Source organism: Salinispora pacifica CNR114 (genome assembly GCF_000514775.1).
GTDB lineage: Bacteria > Actinomycetota > Actinomycetes > Mycobacteriales > Micromonosporaceae > Micromonospora > Micromonospora pacifica.
The window spans coordinates 45,030-65,558 of the sequence record NZ_AZWO01000029.1 but is presented as its reverse complement, the minus strand read 5'-3'; the positions used below and the strand labels follow the sequence as shown (position 1 = coordinate 65,558).

Sequence of the window (20,529 nt, the reverse complement as noted above, 5' to 3'; positions counted from 1 at the left end):
GGCCCGGCCGCCGTGGCGTCCGGGCCGCGGCGGTCAGGAGGAGACGGCGGGCAGGGACTCGATCTGGGTGGCCGCGGCGCGGTCCAGGTTGTTGACGATCCACCCCATCAGGTCCTGCTGGGTCACCTCCGCGGCCTGCTGCCACAACTGGCGGCGGTCGGCGATGAGGTTGAGCTGGATCTGCACGACCGGGTCGGCCGGCTCACCGCCGTTCTTGCTGGCCCGGATCTGCCGGCGCAGCTCGTTGCGCGACCAGGTGAACTGCTCGGCGCGGGTCAGCCAGAGGTCCTGCTGGTCGGTGTCGAGGCTGGCCACCTCGGCGTGGTGCTGGAAGCTGAGCCGCTCGCGACGGCGCTCCGGGGCGAACTGCCGGGCGACCCAGGCGTAGTTGCGCAGCGTCTGGTAGTCCAGCGAGGTCTCGGCGATGGCCCGCTTGTAGCGGTCCGGAAAGTTCGCCTGGCCGAAGATCAACCAGTCCCCCAGCCACCAGCCGGAGGAGTCCGTGATGACGAATATCTGGCGGCCCAGGTTACGCCACTCACCGATGGGCATATCGTGCGGAATGGTGAGCGCGGTGCGCCTGGTCATCGCTTTTCCGTCGACCGCGAGCCGACCCCGACCAGCGACCGCACCGGACGGCCTATGTGATGTGTTCATCGAATTAACCATTCCCGTTCCCCCGTCATAAGAATGCTCCGACGTGAACCAGGCCGGAAGTATGCCGGAGGCGAACTTGCCTCGTCTACACGACGTCTAAGGGATGTCTCGTAACTCGGTGGAGGTGTTGCCTGGCAACGGTGCTGGTGTCACCCGGCGAGGATGATGTTGTGGAGGTGGGCGATGCCGGATTCGTCGGTTAATGTGTGGGCGGCGCGGCGGTAGTCGCGCAGGATCGTGAAGGTCTTCATGCGGGCCAGGGCGTGTTCGACCTGCGCCCAGACGGTGCGGTGGTGCCTGTTCAGGTCCTTCTTCCACTCGGGTAGTTCACTGCCGTCTGCCGGCTTGCGGTACGGGATGATCACGTCGGGGTTGCCGCGGTAGGCGCCGTCGGCCATGACCGGCCGTCCCGCCAACTTCTGGTCGATGCCGGAGGTGCGGTAGACGATCGTGTCGTTGCGGTTACCGGGCTGCGGGTCGCCGAGGGCGACGACGAGGCGGGTGTGGGCGTCGATGGCGAGCTGCAGGTTCGTCGAGTAGCGGTAGTTCTTGCTCGGCGCGGCCAACCGGTGGTCCCAGGTTGGGACCAGGGTGCCGTCGACGATCGCGATCTGGTCAACCCGACGCCGGCGTACCGGAGCCAGGGCCAGGAGCGGGCCGAGGGTGTCGATGACCCGATGCGCGGCGGAGTGCGACACCCCGAACAGCGGGCCGATCTGCCGCATCGTGAGGTTCGTCCGCCAGTACGCCGCCACCAGCAACACCCGGTCGGCGAGGTCGAGCGACCACTGCCGGCCCGGCCGACCATCCGCGATCGCGTCACCGCCCCGCTCAGCGACCAGCCGAACCAGCCGGCGGAACTGGGCGGGCTGCAACCCGGTGAACGGAAGAATCCACTCCTGGCGGGCTGCCGAGATCACCTGCACCCCAACATGATCCACCATGGATCAACCCGAGTTACGAGACATCCCTTAACAGACGGACATCAGGGTTACGAGACATCCCTTAAACGCCAGATTGATACAAACTGGTGAACTCGTGTAGACGGCTCAGCCGCGCGCTTCGTGCACCAGGATCGCCACCTGCACCCGGTTGGCGCAGCCCAGCTTCGTCATCAGCCGCGAGACGTACGTCTTCACCGTCGCCACGCTCATGAACAACTCGCCGCTGATCTCCGCATTGGACTTGCCGGCGGCCACCGCCCGGGCCACCTCCCGCTCCCGGTCGGTCAGCCCCTCGATCGCCCGACGCGCGGCGTTCACCCGGACCTGCTGCTCGTCCTGGTCCTCCACCCGCACCACGTAGTCGATGAGCCGTCCCACCACCGCCGGCGAGAGCATCGACTCCCCCGCCGCCACCGCCCGGACCGAGTCCTGGATCTGTCCGGGCGGCATGTCCTTGAGCAGGAAGCCGTTCGCGCCGGCCCGCAGCGCGCGCAGGATGTGGTCGTCGGTGTCGAAGGTGGTCAACACGATCACCGCGGGTGGCTGCGCCAGCGCCCGCACCTCGGCCGTGGCGGAGAGCCCGTCCAGACCGGGCATCCGGATGTCCATCAGCACCACGTCCGGACGCAGGGCCCGCACCGCGGTCACCGCGTCGGCGCCGTCCGCGGCCTCGCCGACCACCTCGATGTCGGCCGCGGCGCCCAGCACCGCGCAGAGCCCCGCCCGCACCAACGCGTTGTCGTCGACCACCAGAACTCTGATCACGTCGGCCACGGTAGCCAGGCTTCCAGTTGGAAGACCACGCCGCCCTCCGGGACACGCTGCACGCCGTACGAGAGGCGACCGCCGGCCAGCTCGACCCGCTCGGCGAGGCCGAGCAGGCCGGAGTGGCTGCCCGGAACCCCGGTCCCGGGCCCGCTGACCAACGGGTTACGCAGCCGCACCCACAGCTCGCCGGTCCCGGCGCGGTCCACCAGCACGTCCACCGGCGCGCCCGGGGCGTGCTTGCGCGCGTTGGTCAGGCCCTCCTGCACGAGCCGGTAGACCGTCCGGCCGACCACGTCGGACAGCTCCCCGGTGACCCGCCGGTCGACGTGCACGACGGCGCCGACGCTGCGGCCCTCGGCGAAGAGCCGGTCCAGGTCGGCCAGGCCGGGCTGCGGGCGCAGGCCGACCCCGTCACCGCCGGCTCGCAACACGTCCAGGATCCCCCGCAGGTCCTCCAGCGCGTCGTGCGACTGCTGCCAGATCGCCGCCGCCGCCCCGGTCACCTCGGCCGGCAGGTCGGTCCGCACCTCCAAGGCGCTGGCCTGGAGGCTGACCAGCGAGATCCGGTGGGCCAGCACGTCGTGCATCTCGCCGGCGATGCGGTGCCGCTCCTGCACGCGCAGGCGCTCGGCCCGCTCGTTCGCCTCGGTCTCGGCGCGCTCGGCCCGCTCGCGCAGCACCCCGATCGCCTCCCGCCGGATCCGCGCGGTGCTGCCCGCCGCCAGCGCGACCAGGATCAACGCCAGGTAGAGCACGTTGGCGCCGAAGGCGCTCAGGTCCGGGGCGGGCCGTACCACCGAGTAGGGGACGTAGACCAGCAGGCCGACGCCGACGGTCGTCGCGGCGACGGACCAGCTACGGTGCGCGCTCACCGTCCAGACCGCGACCAGGACCGCGACGACGGCCAGGTCGGTGCCGGCCAGCACCAGCGTGAGCAACACGGCGACGGCGACCGGGAAGCGGCGGCGCCACCACAGCGCCACCGCGCCGAGCACGGCCAGACCCAGCGCCGCGACCAGCGCGTCCCCGGCCAACCGCCCGCTCTCCTCGGCCTCACCGGCGATGACCAGGGCGGCGAGCGCGGCAGCCGCCACGAGACCGAGGTCGACGAGGCGGCTGCGCACCGGTCCGCTCAGGCGGGGACGGATCACGACTTGACGAGCGGACGCCAGAACTGCCGCGCGCCCTCGTCCCGCACCACGTACCCCATCTTCTCCAACGTCGCGGCCAGGCTGCGGACCTCCGGGTGGGCCTTGGTCCGCAGCGCCGACTGCCGGGCCGCGAGCACGTCGTCGGCCGTCTCGGGCAGCTCGGCGGAGCCGGCGCTCCACGGCTTGAACAGGTCGGCGTACGGGTCGCTGTCGTGCCACGGGTAGCCGTGCCGGCGGAAGCCCTCGGCGAGGGTCGACCGCGACGCCTCGTGGGTGTCGCGCAGCAACTGGCGGGAACGCTGGTCGAGGACCACCAGCTTCTTGCCGTCGAGGAAGACCGCGGACACGTCGTCGCGGGCGAACGTGCGGACCTGGTCGTCCTTCTCCACCCGCATCTCGGCGTCGGTGACGGTGACCCGCATCGACTCGCGCGCGGCGGTGAATACCACCACCATCGCCAGCAGGAGCCAGATGGTCAGGTTCACCGCGATCTCCCACGGCTTGTCGATCGCGCCGACGAACCGGAACACCGGCTTGAACGGCAGCGCCGTGTCCCAGCTCAGCGCCCAGCGGGCCAGCGCCGGCAGCCCCAGGCCCAGCAGCAGGACCAGCACCGGGATGCCGACGAACATCACCAGGCGGTCGGCGAACGGCACCGCCAGCACGGTCTTCCCGGCGGCGGCGTCCGAACCCGACCGAGGACCTTCGCGGAACTCCTTGGTGGCCATGAGGTACACCTTCCGACTCGTTCGGGCGCCCCGCACGCGGCCCGGCTCGATCCCTACGCTAATTGCCCGACAATGGACGGCGCCAGTCGCCGAAGGTCGTTGCCGCAGCGGTCGCCCTAATCGCCACGGCGACCCGTGGAAAGCACCCCTGTGCTGCGCTTTTCCGCACCCGGGCGGGCGCGTGCGGTCAAACTCGCCGACACCGTCGGAATACTTTCGGCTAATCCCCTGTCGACTTCGGGCGCTAAAGCCTCCGTGCGCGTTCCGCGTCCTCGTGGACCCGACCCGGCGGTGAGATACTCGGGCCGGACGAGTGGCGCGCCGATTCGCTTTTGCCTCGACGACGGCGACGCCGCCACAGCTCGCGGAAAACCCCGTGACCGCCGATCCGTTCCGTTGCCAGGGCGCGCCCACGCGCCCGCCAGTGACAGGGAGCCGTCATGACCAGCAACACCGCCGTGCCCGACACCGGCACCGCCGATCCCGAGACCGGCGAGGTCGCCGCCCGCACCGAGGAGATCACCAAGGTGTACGGCGCCGGCGACGCCCGGGTCGTCGCCCTGGACGCGGTGTCCCTGACCATCCCCCGGGGCCGGTTCACCGGCATCATGGGGCCCTCCGGCTCCGGCAAGTCGACCCTGATGCACTGCCTCGCCGGGCTCGACGTGGTCGACTCCGGTCGCATCCTGATCGGCGACCAGGACGTCACCCGGCTCAACGACAAGCAGCTCACGGCGCTGCGCCGGGACCGGGTCGGGTTCATCTTCCAGTCGTTCAACCTGATCCCGACGCTCACCGCGCTGGAGAACATCGTCCTGCCGTTGAGCATCGCCGGCCGTCAGCCGGACCAGCAGTGGCTGGACAAGGTGGTGGACACCGTAGGCCTGCGCGACCGGCTGCACCACCGGCCGACACAGCTCTCCGGCGGCCAGCAGCAGCGCGTCGCCTGCGCCCGGGCGCTGGTCAGCAAGCCGGACGTGATCTTCGCCGACGAGCCGACCGGCAACCTGGACTCGCGGTCCGGCGCGGAGGTGCTCGCCTTCCTCCGTGACTCCGCGCGCACCACCGGCCAGACCATCGTCATGGTCACGCACGACCCGGTGGCCGCCGGCTACACCGACAACGTGGTGTTCCTGGCCGACGGCCGGGTCGTGGACCGGATGGTCGACCCGACCGCCGACCGGGTCCTGGACCGGATGAAGCGCCTGGAGCACGCGCCGGCCGGCCGCGAGGAGCTGGCCCGATGATGGCGAGACTCGCGCTGCGCAACCTGTCCGCGCACCGGCTGCGGCTGCTGTTCACCGCGGTCGCGGTGGTGCTCGGCGTCTCGTTCGCCGCCGGCACCATGATCTTCCGGGACACCGCGTCCCGCGCGTTCGAGGACGCCTTCGGCGACCGCTCGCAGACCCGGGAGGTGTCCGTCGCGCCCAAGCAGCCGTTCACCGGCGAGGGCGCCCAGCCGCGGCTGATCGACGCGGCGACGGCGGAGTCGCTCAAGGACAAGGTGCCCGGCGCCGACCAGTTCCGCAGCGTCGTCGAGGGCTACGCGGTGGTGATCGACCGAAACGGCGAGGTGGTCGGCGGCGACGGCGTGGCACACCGGGGCCGCGCGTACGTCGAGGGCGGGCCGGAGTCGAAGACGCGCATCCTCACCGGTCGGGCCCCGACCGCGGAGAACGACCTCGTGGTGGAGGAGCAGACCGCGGCCGAGGGCGGCATCGCCGTCGGCGACTCCGTACCGGTGGTGACCCGCAGCGGCCAGCGCACGATGACCGTGGTGGGCGTGTTCACCCTGGGCGAGGAGCGCATCGGCGACGTCGTCACCTACGTCGGCTTCTCCCCCGCCGTGGCCGAACAGCTGCTCACCCGCCCCGGGCACTACTCGGCCGTCTGGGTGCGGCCCAAGGCGGGCGTCTCCCAGGAGCAACTGGCCGCCCAGCTCACCGCCGCGCTGCCGGCCGACTACGAGGTGAACACCGCGCAACAACTGGTGGCGGACGCGCGGGAGCGGATCAAGTCCTTCTTCGGCCTGCTGAGCGCGTTCCTGCTCGCCTTCGCCGGCGTCTCCGTCCTGGTCGGCTCCTTCATTATCTTCAACACGTTCACCATGCTCGTCGCGCAGCGCACCCGGGAGATGGCGCTGCTGCGGGCGGTCGGCGCCAGCCGGCGGCAGGTGACCCGGGCCGTGATCGTCGAGGCCCTCGTCGTCGGCGTCGTCGGGTCCACCGGCGGCATCGGCGTCGGCGTCGGCATCGCGCTCGCGCTGCAGGCCCTGTTCTCGCGGTTCGGCACGGAGTTGCCGAGCGGCTCGCCCGTCGTCACGCCCGCGACCGTGCTGTGGGCGTACGGCATCGGCACGCTCGTCACCGTGGCCGCCGCCTACCTGCCGGCCCGCCGGGCGGCGCGGATCCCACCGATCGCCGCGCTGCGCGACGAGGTGGCACTGCCGACCCGCTCGCACCGGATCCGGCTGGTGCTGGGGGTGCTGGTGGCCGTCGTCGGCGGGCTGGTCGTGGCCCTGTCGTTCGGGTCGAAGCGCGACGAGGCGCCGATCCTGCTGGCCCTCGGTGGCATCCTGCTGCTGTTCGCCCTCGTCCTGCTCGGGCCGGTGCTCAGCCGTCCGGTGGTCCGGCTGGTCGGCTGGCCGGTCGCCCGGCTGGGCGGCACCGCCGGGCAACTCAGCCGGCGCAACGCCTACCGTGATCCGCGCCGTACGGCGGCGACCGCCTCGGCCCTGATGATCGGGCTGGCCATGGTCTCGGTCGCCACGGTCGTGTCCAGCTCGCTGAGCGCCTCCGCCGACCGTCGGCTCGACCGCGAGTTCGGCGCCGACTTCTCGCTCGACTCCCGCGGCCTGACCGGGTTCGGCCCGCCGGCCGCCGACCAGGTCGCCGCCGTGCCCGGGGTGCGTGCGGTCACGCCGGTGCGGCTGGGCACCATGCGCATCGACGAGCAGGAGGCACCGGTCACCGTGGCCGACCCGGCCGCGCTTGTCACGCCGGTCAACCTGCGGATCGAGACCGGCCGGGCGACGCTCGGCGCCGACGAGATCCTGGTCGAGCGCAGCGCCGCCGACGAGCTGGGGCTTGACGTGGGCAGCACGACGCCGGCGCAGTATCCGGACGGCGCCCGCGTCACGCTGCGGGTGGTCGGCATCTTCGCCGACAACCAGGTCCTCGACCGGCCGTACCTGGTCGGCACCGCCGGCTACCTGGCGCACTCCGACACCGACCAGTTGCAACGCGCGTACGTCGACGTGGACGACGCGCAGCAGGCCGCCGCCACCGAGCGGATCAGGTCGGTGCTGCGCGCCTACCCGGCGGTGCAGCTGCGGGACCGGCAGGACGCCAAGGACGACGCCCGCGCCGAGATCGAGCAGGTGCTCAACGCCATCCTGGCGCTGCTGGTGCTGTCCATCCTGGTCGCCGCGATCGGCATCGTGAACACGCTCGGCCTGTCGGTGGTGGAACGGACCCGGGAGATCGGCCTGCTACGCGCCGTCGGCATGGGCCGCGGCCAGGTCCGGGCGATGATCCGCTACGAGTCGGTCGTCATCGCGCTGTTCGGCACCGCGTTGGGCCTGGGCCTCGGGGTGGGCCTCGGCGTCGCCGCGCAGCGCGCGTTGTCGTCGAACGGCATCGAGGTGCTCGACCTCTCCGTCGGCCGGTTGGCGCTCTACCTGCTCGCCGCGATCGGCATCGGTGTGCTGGCCGCGCTCTGGCCGGCCTGGCGGGCGGCGCGGATGAACGTGCTGGAGGCCATCTCCCAGCGCTGATCGACCCGGCTGCGGCCGGCGCCGTCGTCCCGCCAGCGAGACAACGGCGCCGGCCGCGACGGCCGGCCACACTTGACGGCCCGCGCCGTATGCGTAAATCTGCACCGAGCTTGGCCGCGCCATTTCGCGTCGGTGCCGGCTTTCTTTTTCACCGTTGATTCACCGAGGCCATCGTGGCGCACCGGAGATCAGTGATGCAGCCTTACCCGAATACCGAGACATTGCGTCCGCCGACCGAAACGACGTCCCGCCCGGCGCGGCTGAAACTCCGCCCGCCCCGTAATCGCATCGAGAAGAGAGCAATCGCTCTCTGGATGCTGCACGCCGCGCTCACCGCCATTGTGGTGCTCGGTGGATGCGGCATCGCCTATGCGACGGCGGAATCATCGCGGCCCTATCTGGGTCCGGTCATCGCGGTGCTCGCCGCCTTCTACGTCGTCTACATCCCGCTCATGCCGACCTGGCGATATCTGGTGCACCGGTGGGAGGTCACCGACGAGGCCGTGTACGCCCTCAGCGGCTGGTTCGAGCGCGAGTGGCGCATCATCCCGATCTCGCGGATCCAGAGCATCAACACCGTCAAGGGGCCGCTGCAGCAACTGCTCCGCGTGGCCACCATCCGGGTCACCACGGCGTCGCGCGAGGGCAGCATCTCCATCCGGGGCCTGGACGCCGAGGTCGCCGAGACCGCCGCGCACCGGCTCACCGAGATCACCGAGTTGACGCCCGGGGACGCGACATGAGCGGTTCGCCGACCGCGGTGACCGCGCCGGAGCCGGCCGGGACGGCGGGCACGACGGATCCGGCGGGCACGGGGGTCGAGACGGCGGCGGCGGAGTCGCCCGCCGAGGCGCCGTGGCGCCGGCTCGACCGGCGGGTGATCTGGCTGGACCTGGTCATGTTCCTGCTCTCGCTCACCCCGTCGTTCGTGGCGCTCGTCGTGCTGGACGTGGACTTCTCCGACGGCGCGTTCGGCATCTGGCCGCTGGCGGTGGCGACCTTCCTCGGCGTGACCGGCGCCGTCCGCGACCTGCTGCGGTGGATGAAGACCCGCTACCGGATCACCGACGAGCGGGTGGAGCTGCGGGTCGGCTGGCTGCACCGCAGATACCGCTACGTGCCCCGCGACCGGGTCCGCAGCGTCGACGCCACCGCCCGGCTCCGGCACCGCCTCGCCGGGCTGCGCATCGTACACATCGGCGCCGGCGAGGCCCAGCCGGCACTGCGGCTCAACGCCGTGTCGGTGGCGGCCGTGGCCGGTTTCCGCCGGGAGCTGCTGGTGGCTACCGGCACCCGCCCCACCGCGGCCGACACCGCCGACACCGCGGACGACACCGACGCGCCGGGCGCTGCCACCCCGGAGACACCGATCGCCGAACTGCGCTGGTCGTGGCTGCTCTACAACCTGGTCAACATCTGGGCCTTCCTGGCCGCGGGTTTCCTGCTCTGGTCGCTGTTCTGGCTGCTGCAACTGGTCAACGTCGACCTGCGCGACGTCGTCGGCGGGCTCGTCGACTGGCGGGAACTGGGCAACGGCTGGTCCGCAGTGATCATCACGGCCGGGTCGTTCCTGCTGGGCGTCATCGGACTCGGTATCGGCTTCGTCACCGAGAACTGGAACTTCCGGCTGGTGCGGGCCACCACCGAGAACGGCACCGCGCTGCTGACCCGGCGCGGGTTGACCCAGACCCGGGAGATCTACCGCGACGACCGGCGACTGCGCGGCGTGCACACGAGCGAGCCGCTGTTCTGGCGGTGGCTCGGCCTCGCCGAGACCGAGGTGGTCTCCACCGGGCTGGCCGGTTGGACCGCCGGGCAGGAGTCGGCGAGCGTCATCCTGCCGCGTACCCGGATCGGGTACGCCCGGCGGGTGGCCGCCGACGTCCTCGCCGACGGGGTCCGCCCGCTGGAGGCGCCCACCCGGGCGCACGCGCGGGCGGCGCTGTACCGGCGGCTGCTCTGGGCCGTCGGGCTCCCGGGCGGCCTCGCCGCCGCGCTGGCCTGGCTCGCCCCGACCAGCACGGTGCCCGACCGGCTCTGGCTGTACGCCCTGGCGGCGACGCCGGTCACCCTCGTGCTGGCGGTGATCGCCTACCGGTCGCTGGGCCACACGCTCGTCGAGCCGTACGTGGTCACCCGCTACGGGCTGGCCCGGCGCTACACCACCGCGTTGCAGCGGCGCGCCGTCATCGGGTGGAAGTTCCGGCAGTCGCTGCTGCAGCGGATTTTCGGCCTGAACACCCTGGGCATCGCCACGGCCGCCGGCGCCCGTCACTACGAGGTGCCGGACCTCGGCGCGGCCCAGGCGGTCGCGTTCGCCCACGAGACCACTCCGGACCTGCTGGCCGCCTTCGTGGTCCGGACCGAGCCGACGCCCGTCGCGGCAGCCGAGGACCCGCAACCCCCGGCCGCCGCGCCGGGCAGTGAAGGGTGGAAGCAGGAATGCGACAGACCGAGCTAGCGCCGGGGCTCACGTCCAGCGCCATCGGCCTGGGGTGCAGCTCCATGTCGCACGGTTACAGCCCGGGCGAGCGGGACGACCGGGAGTCCGCGCGGGTCATCGCGCGCGCCGTCGACCTGGGCGTCACGTTGTTCGACACCGCCGACGTCTACGGCCCGTTCCGCAACGAGGAACTGCTCGGCGCGACCCTGCGGCCGTACCGGGACCGGGTCCGCATCACCACCAAGTGCGGCCTGACCGCCGGGCCGGACGGGCGGTTCCGGCGCAACGGCCGACCCGACTACCTGCGCTCGGCGTGCGAGGGGTCGCTGCGCCGCCTGCAGGTCGAGGCGATCGACGTCTACCAGCTGCACCGGGTCGACCCGGCCGTGCCGCTGGCCGAGACGTGGGGCGCGCTGGGCGCGCTCGTCGCCGAGGGCAAGGTACACCACCTGGGCATCTCCCACGCCACCGTGGAGGAGCTGGACCTGGTGCACGCCGTGTGCCCGCTGAGCGTGGTGCAGTACGAGCTGTCCGTCTGGTGCGCCCAGTCGTTGCAGGACGTGATCCCGTGGTGCCGGCGCAACGGGGTGGGCTTCCTCGCCTTCGCGCCGCTCGGCCGCGGCTACCTGTCGGGGACGGTGCGGCCCAGCTCGCTCAGCGACGGTGACTCCCGGGTCCGCGACCCGCGTTTCCAACCCACCGCGATGCGGGCGAACCAGGCCATCGTCGACGGGCTGACGGCCGTCGGCGCCCGCCACGGCGTCACCGCGGCCCAGGTGGCGATCGCCTGGACGCTGGCGTTGGGCGAGGGCATCGTGCCGATCCCGGGCACCCGCCACCGCCGTTGGCTGGAGGACAACATCGCCGCCGCGCATCTGCGCCTGACCGGCGACGACCTGCGGGACATCGCCGCGTTGCCGGCCGCCACCGGCCGCATGCGCTGGGACGACGACAGGTACGCCGACCGGGCCCGGCCGGTGGTCACCACCGGCTGACCCGCCGACGAACAGAGAGGGATCGAATCCGTGATCTTCCCGCACACCGAGTCCCGCCGGATCGCGCTCCAGCCGGCAAGCACCGGCGACTCGTCGCTGTTCATGCAGACCCTGCTGCGTACCGGGTTGGAGAGCTTCCGGCCGGCCGCGTCGACGGTCGGCATGTTCAAGATCCTCAACGCCGCGTTCCTGGTGCTCAACCGCAGCAGCGACGACGTGCTCGGCTTCGCCACCCTGCACGGCCTGGACCCGGCCGGGCACCTGCGGTGCGGCATCTACCTGGACCCGCCGAAGACCCGCTTCGGCATCGGCGCCGAGGCCACCAACCTGCTGCTCAACTACGCGTTCGCCTGCTTCAACATCGACCGGGTCGTCGCACAGACCACCGAGGCCAGCTTCGACGCGTTCGGCCTCGGCCACGGCGACGGGCGCGAGCGGCAGGTGCTGGCCGAACACCTGTGGTTCCGCGGCCAGCTGTGGGATCTGCACACGTTCCAGATCCGGCGCGACGAGTGGGAAGAGCACGTCGATCTCCGGCTCGACGGCATCCTGCCGGCCCCGCTCGACTGGCGTACCGCCCCGCGGTGACCGCCGCCGGCCCGCACCGCCCGATCGTTCGCACCACCACGCGACCCGAAGGAGCTTGCCGTGTCAGGTGAGGCATCGAAACAGTTGGTCACCGTGCTCGGCGCCTCCGGCCTGCTCGGCACGGCCATCACCCGGCAGCTGGCCCGGCGTCCGGTCCGGCTGCGGCTCGTCGGCCGGCGCTGCCCGGTGGCGCCGCCCGGGCACCGGGGCGAGGTCGAGACGCGGGCGGTTGACCTGACCGAACCGGGCGCCGTCGCGGACGCGGTGGCCGGCGCGGACGTGGTCGTCCATCTGGTCGCCCACATGGGCGGCGCCGGCACCTGGCGGGTGGCCGCCACCGACCCGACCGCCGAACGGGTCAACCTGGGCCTGGTGCACGACCTGATCGGCGCGGTCCGGGCGCAACGGCCCCACACCCCGCCGGTGGTGCTGTTCGCCGGGTCGATGTCGCAGGCCGGTCAGAGCGCCGGTCGGCTCGACGGCACCGAGCCGGACCGCCCGCTGACCGCCTACGACCGGCACAAGCTGGCCGCGGAGCAGGCGATCGAGGAAGCCCACCGGGAGGGGCTGCTGCGCGGCGCGACCCTGCGCCTGGCCACGCTCTACAGCCAGGGCAGCGACGCAAGCGCCCTCGACCGGGGCGTGGTGGCCTCGATGACCCGCCGCGCGTTCGCCGGCCAACCGTTGACCATGTGGCACGACGGCAGCGTGACGCGCGACCTGCTCTGCGTCGACGACGCCGCCGCCGCGTTCCTCGCCGCGATGGACCGCCCGGAGCCGGTCGTCGGGCGGCACTGGCTCGTCGGCACCGGCGAGGCCACGAGCGTCGCCGAGCTGTTCCGGGCGATCGCCGCGGCGGTGGCCCGGCAGAGCGGCCGGGACCAGGTGCCGGTGGTGTCGGTGCCGCCGGCCGAGCACTCCATGCCCACCGACCTGCTCGACTTCGTACTCGACCCGTCCGCCTTCCAGCGCGCCACCGGCTGGCGACCGGCCGTCGCGTTGCCCGACGGGCTGCGCGGCATGGCCGCCGCCGTCGGGCGGGAACTCGCCGCCGCCGACGCGGCGTGACGGGGGCGTCCGCGATGCGCGTCCTCTTCGTCACCTACGCCGAACGGACGCACTTCCTGGCGATGGCGCCGCTCGCCTGGGCGCTGCGCACCGCCGGCCACGAGGTGCGGTTCGCCAGCCAGCCCGCGTTCGTCGACCAGATCACCCAGGCCGGGCTGACCGCCGTGCCGGTGGGCCGCTACCGCGATCCCGGGCGGGCGCTCGAACTCACCCCCGGGTGGCAGACCGCCGGGCGGGCGGGACTGCCCCGCCCGTACGACGTGGCGCAGCGGCACCCGGACGACATCAGCTGGCCGTACCTGCGCGACGAGTTCGCCCGCCAGGTGAAGGACTGGCACAAGTACGAGAACGTGCCGATGATCCCGGACCTGGTGGCGTTCGCCCAGGCCTGGCGGCCGGACCTGGTGATCTGGGAGCCCACCACCTACGCCGGGCCGATCGCGGCGAAGGCGTGCGGCGCCCGGCACGGCCGGGTCATGTTCAGCCTCGACATCTACGGCGTCACCCGCGACCACTACCGCCGTCTGCGGGCCCAACAGCCACCGCACGACCGGGGCGACGCGCTGGCCGAGTGGCTGGACGCCTACGCCCGCCACCACGGCGGGGAGTTCACCGAGGACATGATCACCGGCGAGTTCACCATCGACCAGTTCCCGCGCTCGCTGCGGATGGAGGCGGACCTGACCTACCTGCCGATGCGCTACGTGCCCTACGGCGGGCCGGCCGTCGTGCCGCAGTGGCTCCGGGCCGCGCCCTGGCGACCCCGGGTGGCGATCACCATGGGTCTGGTCGCCACCGAACGCTTCGACGGCTACGCGGTGAACCTCCAGGACATCCTCGACTCGCTGGCCGACCTGGAGATCGAGGTCGTCGCGACCGTCGCCGAGGCGGAGCAGCGGCGGCTGGCCCGGATCCCGGACAACGCCCGGCTGGTGCCGTTCGTGCCGCTGCACGCGCTCGTTCCCACCTGCGCCGCGGTGATCCACCACGGCGGGTTCGGCACGCTCTCCACCACCGCGTTGCACGCGGTGCCGCAGCTGGTCCTCCCGCTGCACTTCGACGAGCCGGCCCTGGCCGAGGGGCTGGCCCGGCAGGGCTGCGCCATCCACCTGCCGGCCGAGCGGGCCACCGGACCGGCGGTCCAGGAGGCCCTGCTGCATCTGCTGGGCGAGCCCGCCTTCGCCGACGGCGCGCACCGGATGCGCGAGCAGATGCGGGCGCTGCCCACCCCCAACGAGATGGCCCGCCGGCTGGCGGCGATGGTCGCCGACCGCCGACCGATCACCACCGGCTGAGAGGAGACCGACGTGCGCGTGCTGTTCGCGGTCAACCCGGAGAAGACCATCTTCCAGTACCTGGTGCCGATGGCGTGGGCGCTGCGGACCGCCGGCCACGAGGTGCGCGTCGCCAGCCAGCCGGCTTTCGCGCAGGTCATCACCCAGGCCGGGCTGACCGCCGTGCCGATGGGCAGCGACCGCAATCCGTGGCGGGTGACCACCCACCGCCGGCACACGCGGGAGGCGATGCGCGAGGGCTTCATGGTCCCCTATGACGCGTTCGACGACCCGGCCAAGGCGACCTGGGAGCACCTGTCGAGCGGGTACGCCGAGGCGATCCGGATCTGGCACAAGCCGCAGAACTTCCCGATGATCGCGGCGTTGGTGGAGTACGCCCGCTACTGGAAACCCGACCTGGTCATCTGGGAACCCATGACCTTCGCCGGATCCATCGCCGCCAAAGCCTGCGGCGCCGCCCACGCCCGCCTCCTGTTCGGCCTCGACGTCTTCGGCGGCGTCCGCCAAACCTTCCTCGACCTACACCGCCAACAACCCCCCGACCAGGCCACCGACCCCCTCATGACCTGGTTCGACGGCTACGCCCGCCGCTACGGCTTCGACCTCACCGAAGACCTCGCCACCGGCCACTTCACCATCGACCAGTTCCCCGCCACCCTCCAGACCGAAGCACCCGGCCTGCACTACCTCCGCATGCAATACATCCCCTACGGCGGCCCCGCCACCATCCCCGAATGGCTCACCAAACCACCCACCCGACCCCGCGTCGCACTCACCATGGGCCTCAGCGCCACCGAAATCTACGACGGCTACACCCTCGACATCGGCGACCTCATCCACACCCTCGCCGAACTCGACATCGAACTCGTCGCCACCATCGCCGAACACGAACAACCCGCCCTCGGCACCCTGCCCCCCAACGTCCGCGTCGTCCCCTACGTCCCCTGGCACGCCCTCGCCCCCACCTGCGCCGCCGTCATCCACCACGCCGGCGCCGCCACCCTCGCCACCACCAGCCGCCACCCCGTCCCCCAACTCGCCCTGCACTACCACTTCGACCAACCCCAACTCGCCCACAAACTCGCCACCCACGGCGCCGGCCTACAAATCCACACCAGCAACGCCACCGGACCCACCGTCCGCGACGCCGTCCACCGCCTCCTCACCGAACCCCACTTCCACAAACGCGCCACCGACCTCGCCCACGAAATCACCACCCTCCCCTCCCCCAACCAGATCGTCCCCCACCTCGAAACCCTCACCGCCCACCACCACACCCCCTGACCCACCAGGAGAACACCCATGCGCGTCCTGCTGTGCACGCTCCCGCAACGCACGCACTTCCTGAAGATGGTGCCGCTGGCGTGGGCGTTGCGGACCGCCGGCCACGAGGTCCGGGTGGCCAGCCTGCCCCGGCTCACCGACCTGATCACCGACGCCGGCCTGACCGCGGTGCCGGTCGGGCGGGACGTCGACGTCGAGCGGATGGACCGCCCGGAGGACCGGGCACAGTGGCGGCGCGGGCTACCCAAGCCGTACGACCTCGCCGAGGTCGGCGCGGAGAACGTCGACTGGGCCGAGCTGACCGAGTCGCACCGGGCCTTCACCCAGTGGGGCCACCGCCTGCACAACCAGCCGATGGTGGCCGACCTGGTGCGCCTCGCGCAGCAGTGGCGCCCCGACCTGGTCCTGTGGGAGCCGAACACGTTCGCCGGCGCGATCGCCGCGAAGGCGTGCGGCGCGGCGCACGGCCGCCTGCTGTTCACCATGGACGTGTACGGCGTGACGCACGCCCACATCCGCCAGGTCAACAGCCGGCTCGTCCCGCCGGAGCGGGACGACGCGCTCGCCGAGTGGCTCGAGTCCTACGCCCGGCGGTACGGCTTCGCGTTCACCGAGGACCTAGTGTCCGGCCAGTTCACCGTCGACCAGTTGAGCCCGTCGCTGCGGATCGGGGCGCCGCTGCACTACGTGCCGATGCGCCACATCCCCTACGGCGGTCGCGCCGTCGTACCGCCGTGGGTGTGGGCGCCGCGGTCACGGCCGCGGGTGGCGCTGACCCTGGGCCTGAGCGCCACCGACCACTTCGACGGCTACACGCTCAACGTCGCCGACGTGCTCGACTCCCTCGCCGACCTGGACGTCGAGGTGGTCGCCACCATCGCGACGGCCGAGCAGCCGAAGCTGCCCGGGGTGCCGGACAACGTCCGGGTGGTCGACTACGTGCCGCTGCACGCGCTGGCGCCGACCTGCGCCGCGGTCGTCAACCACGGCGGGTTCGGGACGTTGAGCACGGTCGCGCGCTACGGCGTACCGCAGCTGGTCCTGCCGTTCCACTTCGAGGGTCCGCTGCTGGCCGGCAAGCTGGCCGCGCAGGGCGCCGGCCTGGTGGTCCACTCCGGCGCCGCCACCGGCGCGACCGTCCGGGAGCAGCTCGGGCGCCTGCTGGACGAGCCGGTCTTCCGGGAGCGGGCCGAGGCCCTGCGGGCGGAGATCGAGGCGTTGCCCACGCCCAACGAGGTCGCCGGGCAGTTGGTCGAGCTGACCGCCAAGTACCGGGCCGACTGACCGGTCAGGGAGCGTCCGGCCGGTGCGCCACCACCACGACCACACCCTCGCTGACGTGGTCGGGCTCGACGTCCCAGCCGTCGTCGACCGGGTCGGCCACCAGACGGGCCAGGTCCTCGGGCAGGTCGTCGTGGGTCTTGGCGTACTCGTGCATGGCCATGTGCGTCTGCTGGTAGGTGCGCATGGTCTGCGCGGTGATGTCGACGATCTCGTCGAGCACCAGACCGGCCTCCGCGACGAAGCGCGGATAGTCCTCGACCCGCACCAGGGGCGCGGCCCGCCACGCGGCGAGCGCCTCCGCCACCGCCTGGCGGGTCTCCTCGTCCTGCTCGATGATCTCCCCGCGCAGGACGAAGTCGGTGAGCGCCAACCGGCCGCCCGGGCGCAGCACCCGGGCCGCCTGCGTCAACGCCCGCGTCCGGTCCGGGATGTGCACGATCGACTCCAGCATCAGCACCGCGTCGAAGGAGTCCGGCGGAAACGGCAGCGCGGTGGCGTCCGCCACCTGGAACACGGCGCGGTCGGCTACCCCCTCGGCGTGGGCACGCTCGTTCGCCAGCTCGACGTCGCGGGTGCTGACCGAGATGCCGACCAGGTCGGCGCCGGTGCGGCGGACCAGGTGCACCCCGGGCTTGCCCGGGCCGCAGCCGACGTCGAGCACCCGGTCGCCGGCGCCCGGCGCCAGCTTGTCGATGAGCAGGTCGGTCAGGCGCTGGCCGGCCACCTCGAAGCTGCTGTCGTCGTCCGGCCCGGTCCAGTAGCCGTAGTGCATGTTGCCGCCCTGGAACCGGGTGATGAGCAGGTTGGCCCGGTCGTAGAACGCGCCGACCTCCTCCGGCGTCGGCAGCACGAAGTCGGTGCTCATCGCGCTTCTTCCGACCGGTCGACGAGCAGTTGCGCCGCGTACCGCCGCATCAGGTCGCGGGCCGCGCGCACCTCCGGGCCCATCGGCCGGTCCTCCGCCAGCGGCGGCGACACGCGGGCCAGCTCCGCCCAGACGCCGTCGACATCGGGGCCCGGCTGCGTCATCGCGGTCAGCTGGGCCACGCCCAGGGCCAGCGAGCCGACCGTCAGCCAGGCCAGGTCGAGCGCCTCGGACACGCCGTTCGCACCGTTGAGCGCCATCGGCACGTGGTCCTGGTTCCACCCGTTGGTGGGCAGCGTGGTCAGCGACGCCGGATAGACCAGTTGCCGGATCCGGGAGATGAACGAGGTGGCGCTGATCTGCACGCCGGCCAGGCCGCAGCCACGGCCGGCCCGGGGGGTGAGCATCGGCGGCAGGTCGCCGTTGGTGACCGGGTTGACGATCAGCCCGAGTTGCCGCTCCGCCAGGTACGCCGCCATGTGCACGGCGAGCCCGAGCTGGTCGGAGGCGAAGCCCACCGGCATCGCGTGGAAGTTGCCCGCGTGCAGCACCCGGCCCGAAACGGTGATCGGGTTGTCGGTGCAGCCACGCGCCTCCCGGGCGAGCAGGTCCGCGGCGCCGGACACCTGGTCCAGGACCGCGCCGAGCACCTGCGGCGCGCAGCGCAGGCTGTACGGCTCCTGAAGTGGCCGGCTCGGGTCGCGGCGGGCGTCCGCCGGCATCGCCCCGGTGATCCACCGGGCCACGGTGATCTGCCCGGCCTGCCCGCGGGCGAACCCCACCCCGTCGTCGTAGTGCTCCGGATTCGCGCCCAGCAGGGTCGCGAGCCGGGCCGACAGCGCCGCCACGGCCCGCACCAGTTGCAGCCCCGAGCGGTGGTTGAGGATGGACAGGGCCAGGCCGACGCCGGTGCCGTTGACGAACGCGAGCGCCTCGCGCACCGGCCACCGCACCGGCTCGGCGCCGATCGCGGCCAGCGCCTCGCCGGCCGGCCGGACCACCCAGTCGCCGTGCTCCCGCACCCACGCCTCGCCGTACCCGGTGCAGGCAAGCGCCGCGTGGGCCAGCGGCTGGAGGTCGCCGCTCGCGCTCACCGTGCCGTCGCGCGGGATGCACGGCGTGAAGCCGGCGTTCCACAGGTCGGCGATGCGCTGCCAGAACTCCGGCGACACCGCCGAGAATCCCTTGCGCATGCTGGCCAGCCGCAGCCACAGCACCAGCCGGCTCACCTCCGGGGCCAGCGGCTGGCCCTGCCCGGTGCCCAGGTGCGAGATCAGCGAGGTGCCCTGCTCCATCTCGGACTCCGCCGCGTAGAGCACGAGCGGGCCGAACCCCTGGGTGAGTCCGTAGATCGGCTCCCCGGCGGCCAGGTGCTTGTCGATCGTGGCGGCGCTGGACTCCATCCGGGCCACGTCGGCGTCGTCGCACGGCGGCAGGGTGGCGTCCCAGTCGGCGGCGCCGGTGATCGCCGCCAGGTACGCCGTGCCGTCCCCGGCGGGCATCGGCGCGCCGTGGTCGCCGTCCATGGCGGCGCTTGTCGAACTGTGGGCGATCATGGTCACGTCGCTACCTCCGCGTCGGCGGTGATTGTCGGCTGGCGGTACCGCAGCTTGCCGGTCTCGGACCGGTCGATCCCGGGCACCAGATGAACCTTGCGGGGACGCATCCCCATGGCGGAGAACCCGGCGGCGAGGTCGAGGTCGGCGAGCGTCCGCCCGGGCGCGACGACCAGCAGGTCGACGTGCTCGCCGATCACCGGGTCGGCCACCGGCACGAGCGCCAGGTCGGCGCAGTCGATCGCGGCGCGCAGCACCCGTTCCCGGTCGTCGAGGTTGACCCGGCGGCCGTTCACCTTCACCAGCCGGCTGCTGCGGCCGACCAGGTCGAACGTCCGGTCGTCGCGGCGCCGGACCAGGTCGCCGGTGCTCGCCTGCCGGGGCGGCGTCGCACCCGGCCGGTACGCCAGGCGGGGGCTGCGTACGACAAGCGGGCTGTCCTCCCCCGCCCCGGCGTCCTCGGGCCGGTCCGCGAACGTGACGTCCGGGAAGAGCGTCCACGGGCCGGGCGCGCCGGTGGCCCACCGGCGGGTGGCGATCCCCCCGGTCTCGGTCGAGCCGAGAATCTCCACCACGCCCAACCGGTCCCCGCCCACCTCGGCCCGCAGTTGACCCGCGGTGTCCGGCAGCATGGCGCTGCTGTGCAGCACGGTCACCCGTTCGAAGCGGCGCACCCAGTCGAGGTGCTGCAACAGCAGGGTGAAGATCCACGGCGTGGCGACCACGAGCACCCGCGACGACTCCACCTCGGGCATCGGCCCGAAGAACGACTTGCGGTACCAGACCGGCGCGCCGAGGCGGGCCGGCAGCAACAGCGTGGCCAGCGCGCCGTAGATGTGCACCGGGGGCACGAACGACACCACCGCGCCGGGCCGGTCCTCGGCGACCAGGTCGGCGAGCAGGCCCGCCTCCCGCCAGGCCGCCTCGCGGCCACGCCGCCAGCAGAGGCTCTCCCCGGTGCTGCCGGAGGTGTGGAAGTCGAGGGCCGGCGCCATGTGACCGCGCACCAACTCCGCCGGGTCGCCGGCCACGCGGTCCCACCGGACCCGCCAGGCCCCCTCGGTCACCTCGCGGTCCGCCGGGCCCCGGGCCAGCAGGCTCGCCGGCGCGACGTCGACGTAGCTCATC

Annotated in this window: 18 protein-coding genes; 10 read left to right on the top strand and 8 right to left on the bottom strand. The window is 72.5% G+C overall.

All coding sequences use genetic code 11. From position 1 onward, the window contains the following. Positions 1-33: 33 nt before the first annotated feature. The 5 genes from B118_RS0118060 to B118_RS0118040 all read right to left on the bottom strand — a co-directional run bounded on the left by B118_RS0118060 (position 34) and on the right by B118_RS0118040 (position 4,248). The gene (locus B118_RS0118060; RefSeq protein WP_028193160.1) at positions 34-588 is read right to left on the bottom strand and encodes an LmbU family transcriptional regulator; all 555 of its coding nucleotides are present in this window, start codon (positions 586-588) and stop codon (positions 34-36) included. Between the two features lie 218 nt (positions 589-806). Further along, positions 807-1,583, bottom strand: coding sequence for a transposase family protein (locus tag B118_RS0118055; RefSeq protein ID WP_080678075.1), 777 nt, complete (start codon positions 1,581-1,583; stop codon positions 807-809). Positions 1,584-1,706: 123 nt separating this feature from the next. Beyond that, entirely contained in the window at positions 1,707-2,375 is a 669-nt protein-coding gene (locus B118_RS0118050) for a response regulator (protein ID WP_028193158.1), read from the bottom strand. Further along, positions 2,363-3,520, bottom strand: a complete 1,158-nt coding sequence (locus tag B118_RS0118045) for a sensor histidine kinase (RefSeq protein WP_019033935.1) — start codon at positions 3,518-3,520, stop codon at positions 2,363-2,365. Before B118_RS0118045 ends, B118_RS0118050 begins: the two co-directional genes overlap by 13 nt. Beyond that, positions 3,517-4,248 (bottom strand): YqeB family protein, encoded by a 732-nt coding sequence (locus B118_RS0118040; protein ID WP_026302249.1) that lies wholly within the window; start codon positions 4,246-4,248, stop codon positions 3,517-3,519. Before B118_RS0118040 ends, B118_RS0118045 begins: the two co-directional genes overlap by 4 nt. A 440-nt stretch (positions 4,249-4,688) precedes the next feature. Between B118_RS0118040 and B118_RS0118035 the strand changes: the two genes are divergently transcribed. The 10 genes from B118_RS0118035 to B118_RS0117985 all read left to right on the top strand — a co-directional run bounded on the left by B118_RS0118035 (position 4,689) and on the right by B118_RS0117985 (position 16,980). Then, entirely contained in the window at positions 4,689-5,495 is an 807-nt protein-coding gene (locus tag B118_RS0118035; RefSeq protein WP_019033937.1) for an ABC transporter ATP-binding protein, read from the top strand. Beyond that, positions 5,492-8,023 (top strand): ABC transporter permease, encoded by a 2,532-nt coding sequence (locus tag B118_RS0118030; RefSeq protein ID WP_238323994.1) that lies wholly within the window; start codon positions 5,492-5,494, stop codon positions 8,021-8,023. Before B118_RS0118035 ends, B118_RS0118030 begins: the two co-directional genes overlap by 4 nt. A 194-nt stretch (positions 8,024-8,217) precedes the next feature. Further along, positions 8,218-8,766 (top strand): PH domain-containing protein, encoded by a 549-nt coding sequence (locus B118_RS0118025; RefSeq protein ID WP_080678074.1) that lies wholly within the window; start codon positions 8,218-8,220, stop codon positions 8,764-8,766. After that, on the top strand, positions 8,763-10,484 hold the full coding sequence (locus B118_RS28500; RefSeq protein ID WP_050592827.1) for a PH domain-containing protein: 1,722 nt from the start codon (positions 8,763-8,765) through the stop codon (positions 10,482-10,484). Before B118_RS0118025 ends, B118_RS28500 begins: the two co-directional genes overlap by 4 nt. Continuing rightward, entirely contained in the window at positions 10,466-11,461 is a 996-nt protein-coding gene (locus B118_RS0118010; protein WP_050592826.1) for an aldo/keto reductase, read from the top strand. Before B118_RS28500 ends, B118_RS0118010 begins: the two co-directional genes overlap by 19 nt. Before the next feature lie 30 nt (positions 11,462-11,491). Next, a complete protein-coding gene (locus B118_RS0118005) occupies positions 11,492-12,049 on the top strand; it encodes a GNAT family N-acetyltransferase (protein WP_028193154.1) in 558 nt (185 codons plus the stop codon). Between the two features lie 60 nt (positions 12,050-12,109). Beyond that, positions 12,110-13,117, top strand: coding sequence for an NAD-dependent epimerase/dehydratase family protein (locus B118_RS0118000; protein ID WP_028193153.1), 1,008 nt, complete (start codon positions 12,110-12,112; stop codon positions 13,115-13,117). Between the two features lie 14 nt (positions 13,118-13,131). Further along, positions 13,132-14,412, top strand: a complete 1,281-nt coding sequence (locus B118_RS0117995; protein WP_028193152.1) for an activator-dependent family glycosyltransferase — start codon at positions 13,132-13,134, stop codon at positions 14,410-14,412. Between the two features lie 12 nt (positions 14,413-14,424). Further along, positions 14,425-15,696 carry an activator-dependent family glycosyltransferase gene (locus B118_RS0117990; protein WP_028193151.1) on the top strand — a complete coding sequence of 424 codons (1,272 nt, stop codon included), beginning with the start codon at positions 14,425-14,427 and terminating at the stop codon, positions 15,694-15,696. A gap of 18 nt (positions 15,697-15,714) precedes the next feature. After that, positions 15,715-16,980: an activator-dependent family glycosyltransferase gene (locus B118_RS0117985; protein WP_028193150.1), complete on the top strand. Its 1,266-nt coding sequence runs from the start codon at positions 15,715-15,717 to the stop codon at positions 16,978-16,980. A 4-nt stretch (positions 16,981-16,984) separates the two neighbouring features. Here B118_RS0117985 and B118_RS0117980 read toward each other — a convergent pair whose 3' ends face one another. From B118_RS0117980 to B118_RS0117970, 3 genes are read right to left on the bottom strand one after another with little or no spacing between them, the layout of a single operon-like run. Continuing rightward, on the bottom strand, positions 16,985-17,845 hold the full coding sequence (locus B118_RS0117980) for an SAM-dependent methyltransferase (RefSeq protein WP_028193149.1): 861 nt from the start codon (positions 17,843-17,845) through the stop codon (positions 16,985-16,987). After that, positions 17,842-19,401, bottom strand: a complete 1,560-nt coding sequence (locus tag B118_RS0117975; RefSeq protein WP_238323999.1) for an aromatic amino acid ammonia-lyase — start codon at positions 19,399-19,401, stop codon at positions 17,842-17,844. Before B118_RS0117975 ends, B118_RS0117980 begins: the two co-directional genes overlap by 4 nt. Before the next feature lie 2 nt (positions 19,402-19,403). Further along, positions 19,404-20,528 carry a class I adenylate-forming enzyme family protein gene (locus tag B118_RS0117970; protein ID WP_028193147.1) on the bottom strand — a complete coding sequence of 375 codons (1,125 nt, stop codon included), beginning with the start codon at positions 20,526-20,528 and terminating at the stop codon, positions 19,404-19,406. Position 20,529: the final 1 nt, after the last annotated feature.

What these genes read in the sequence shown, in the direction of transcription:
- B118_RS0118060 (WP_028193160.1), bottom strand. Translation starts at nt 588, where the DNA reads ATGACCAGGCGCACCGCGCTCACCATTCCGCACGATATGCCCATCGGT.
- B118_RS28500 (WP_050592827.1), top strand. Translation starts at nt 8,763, where the DNA reads ATGAGCGGTTCGCCGACCGCGGTGACCGCGCCGGAGCCGGCCGGGACG.
- B118_RS0117985 (WP_028193150.1), top strand. Translation starts at nt 15,715, where the DNA reads ATGCGCGTCCTGCTGTGCACGCTCCCGCAACGCACGCACTTCCTGAAG.
- B118_RS0117980 (WP_028193149.1), bottom strand. Translation starts at nt 17,845, where the DNA reads ATGAGCACCGACTTCGTGCTGCCGACGCCGGAGGAGGTCGGCGCGTTC.
- B118_RS0118040 (WP_026302249.1), bottom strand. Translation starts at nt 4,248, where the DNA reads ATGGCCACCAAGGAGTTCCGCGAAGGTCCTCGGTCGGGTTCGGACGCC.
- B118_RS0118035 (WP_019033937.1), top strand. Translation starts at nt 4,689, where the DNA reads ATGACCAGCAACACCGCCGTGCCCGACACCGGCACCGCCGATCCCGAG.
- B118_RS0118010 (WP_050592826.1), top strand. Translation starts at nt 10,466, where the DNA reads ATGCGACAGACCGAGCTAGCGCCGGGGCTCACGTCCAGCGCCATCGGC.
- B118_RS0117970 (WP_028193147.1), bottom strand. Translation starts at nt 20,528, where the DNA reads ATGAGCTACGTCGACGTCGCGCCGGCGAGCCTGCTGGCCCGGGGCCCG.
- B118_RS0118025 (WP_080678074.1), top strand. Translation starts at nt 8,218, where the DNA reads ATGCAGCCTTACCCGAATACCGAGACATTGCGTCCGCCGACCGAAACG.
- B118_RS0118030 (WP_238323994.1), top strand. Translation starts at nt 5,492, where the DNA reads ATGATGGCGAGACTCGCGCTGCGCAACCTGTCCGCGCACCGGCTGCGG.
- B118_RS0117995 (WP_028193152.1), top strand. Translation starts at nt 13,132, where the DNA reads ATGCGCGTCCTCTTCGTCACCTACGCCGAACGGACGCACTTCCTGGCG.
- B118_RS0117975 (WP_238323999.1), bottom strand. Translation starts at nt 19,401, where the DNA reads ATGATCGCCCACAGTTCGACAAGCGCCGCCATGGACGGCGACCACGGC.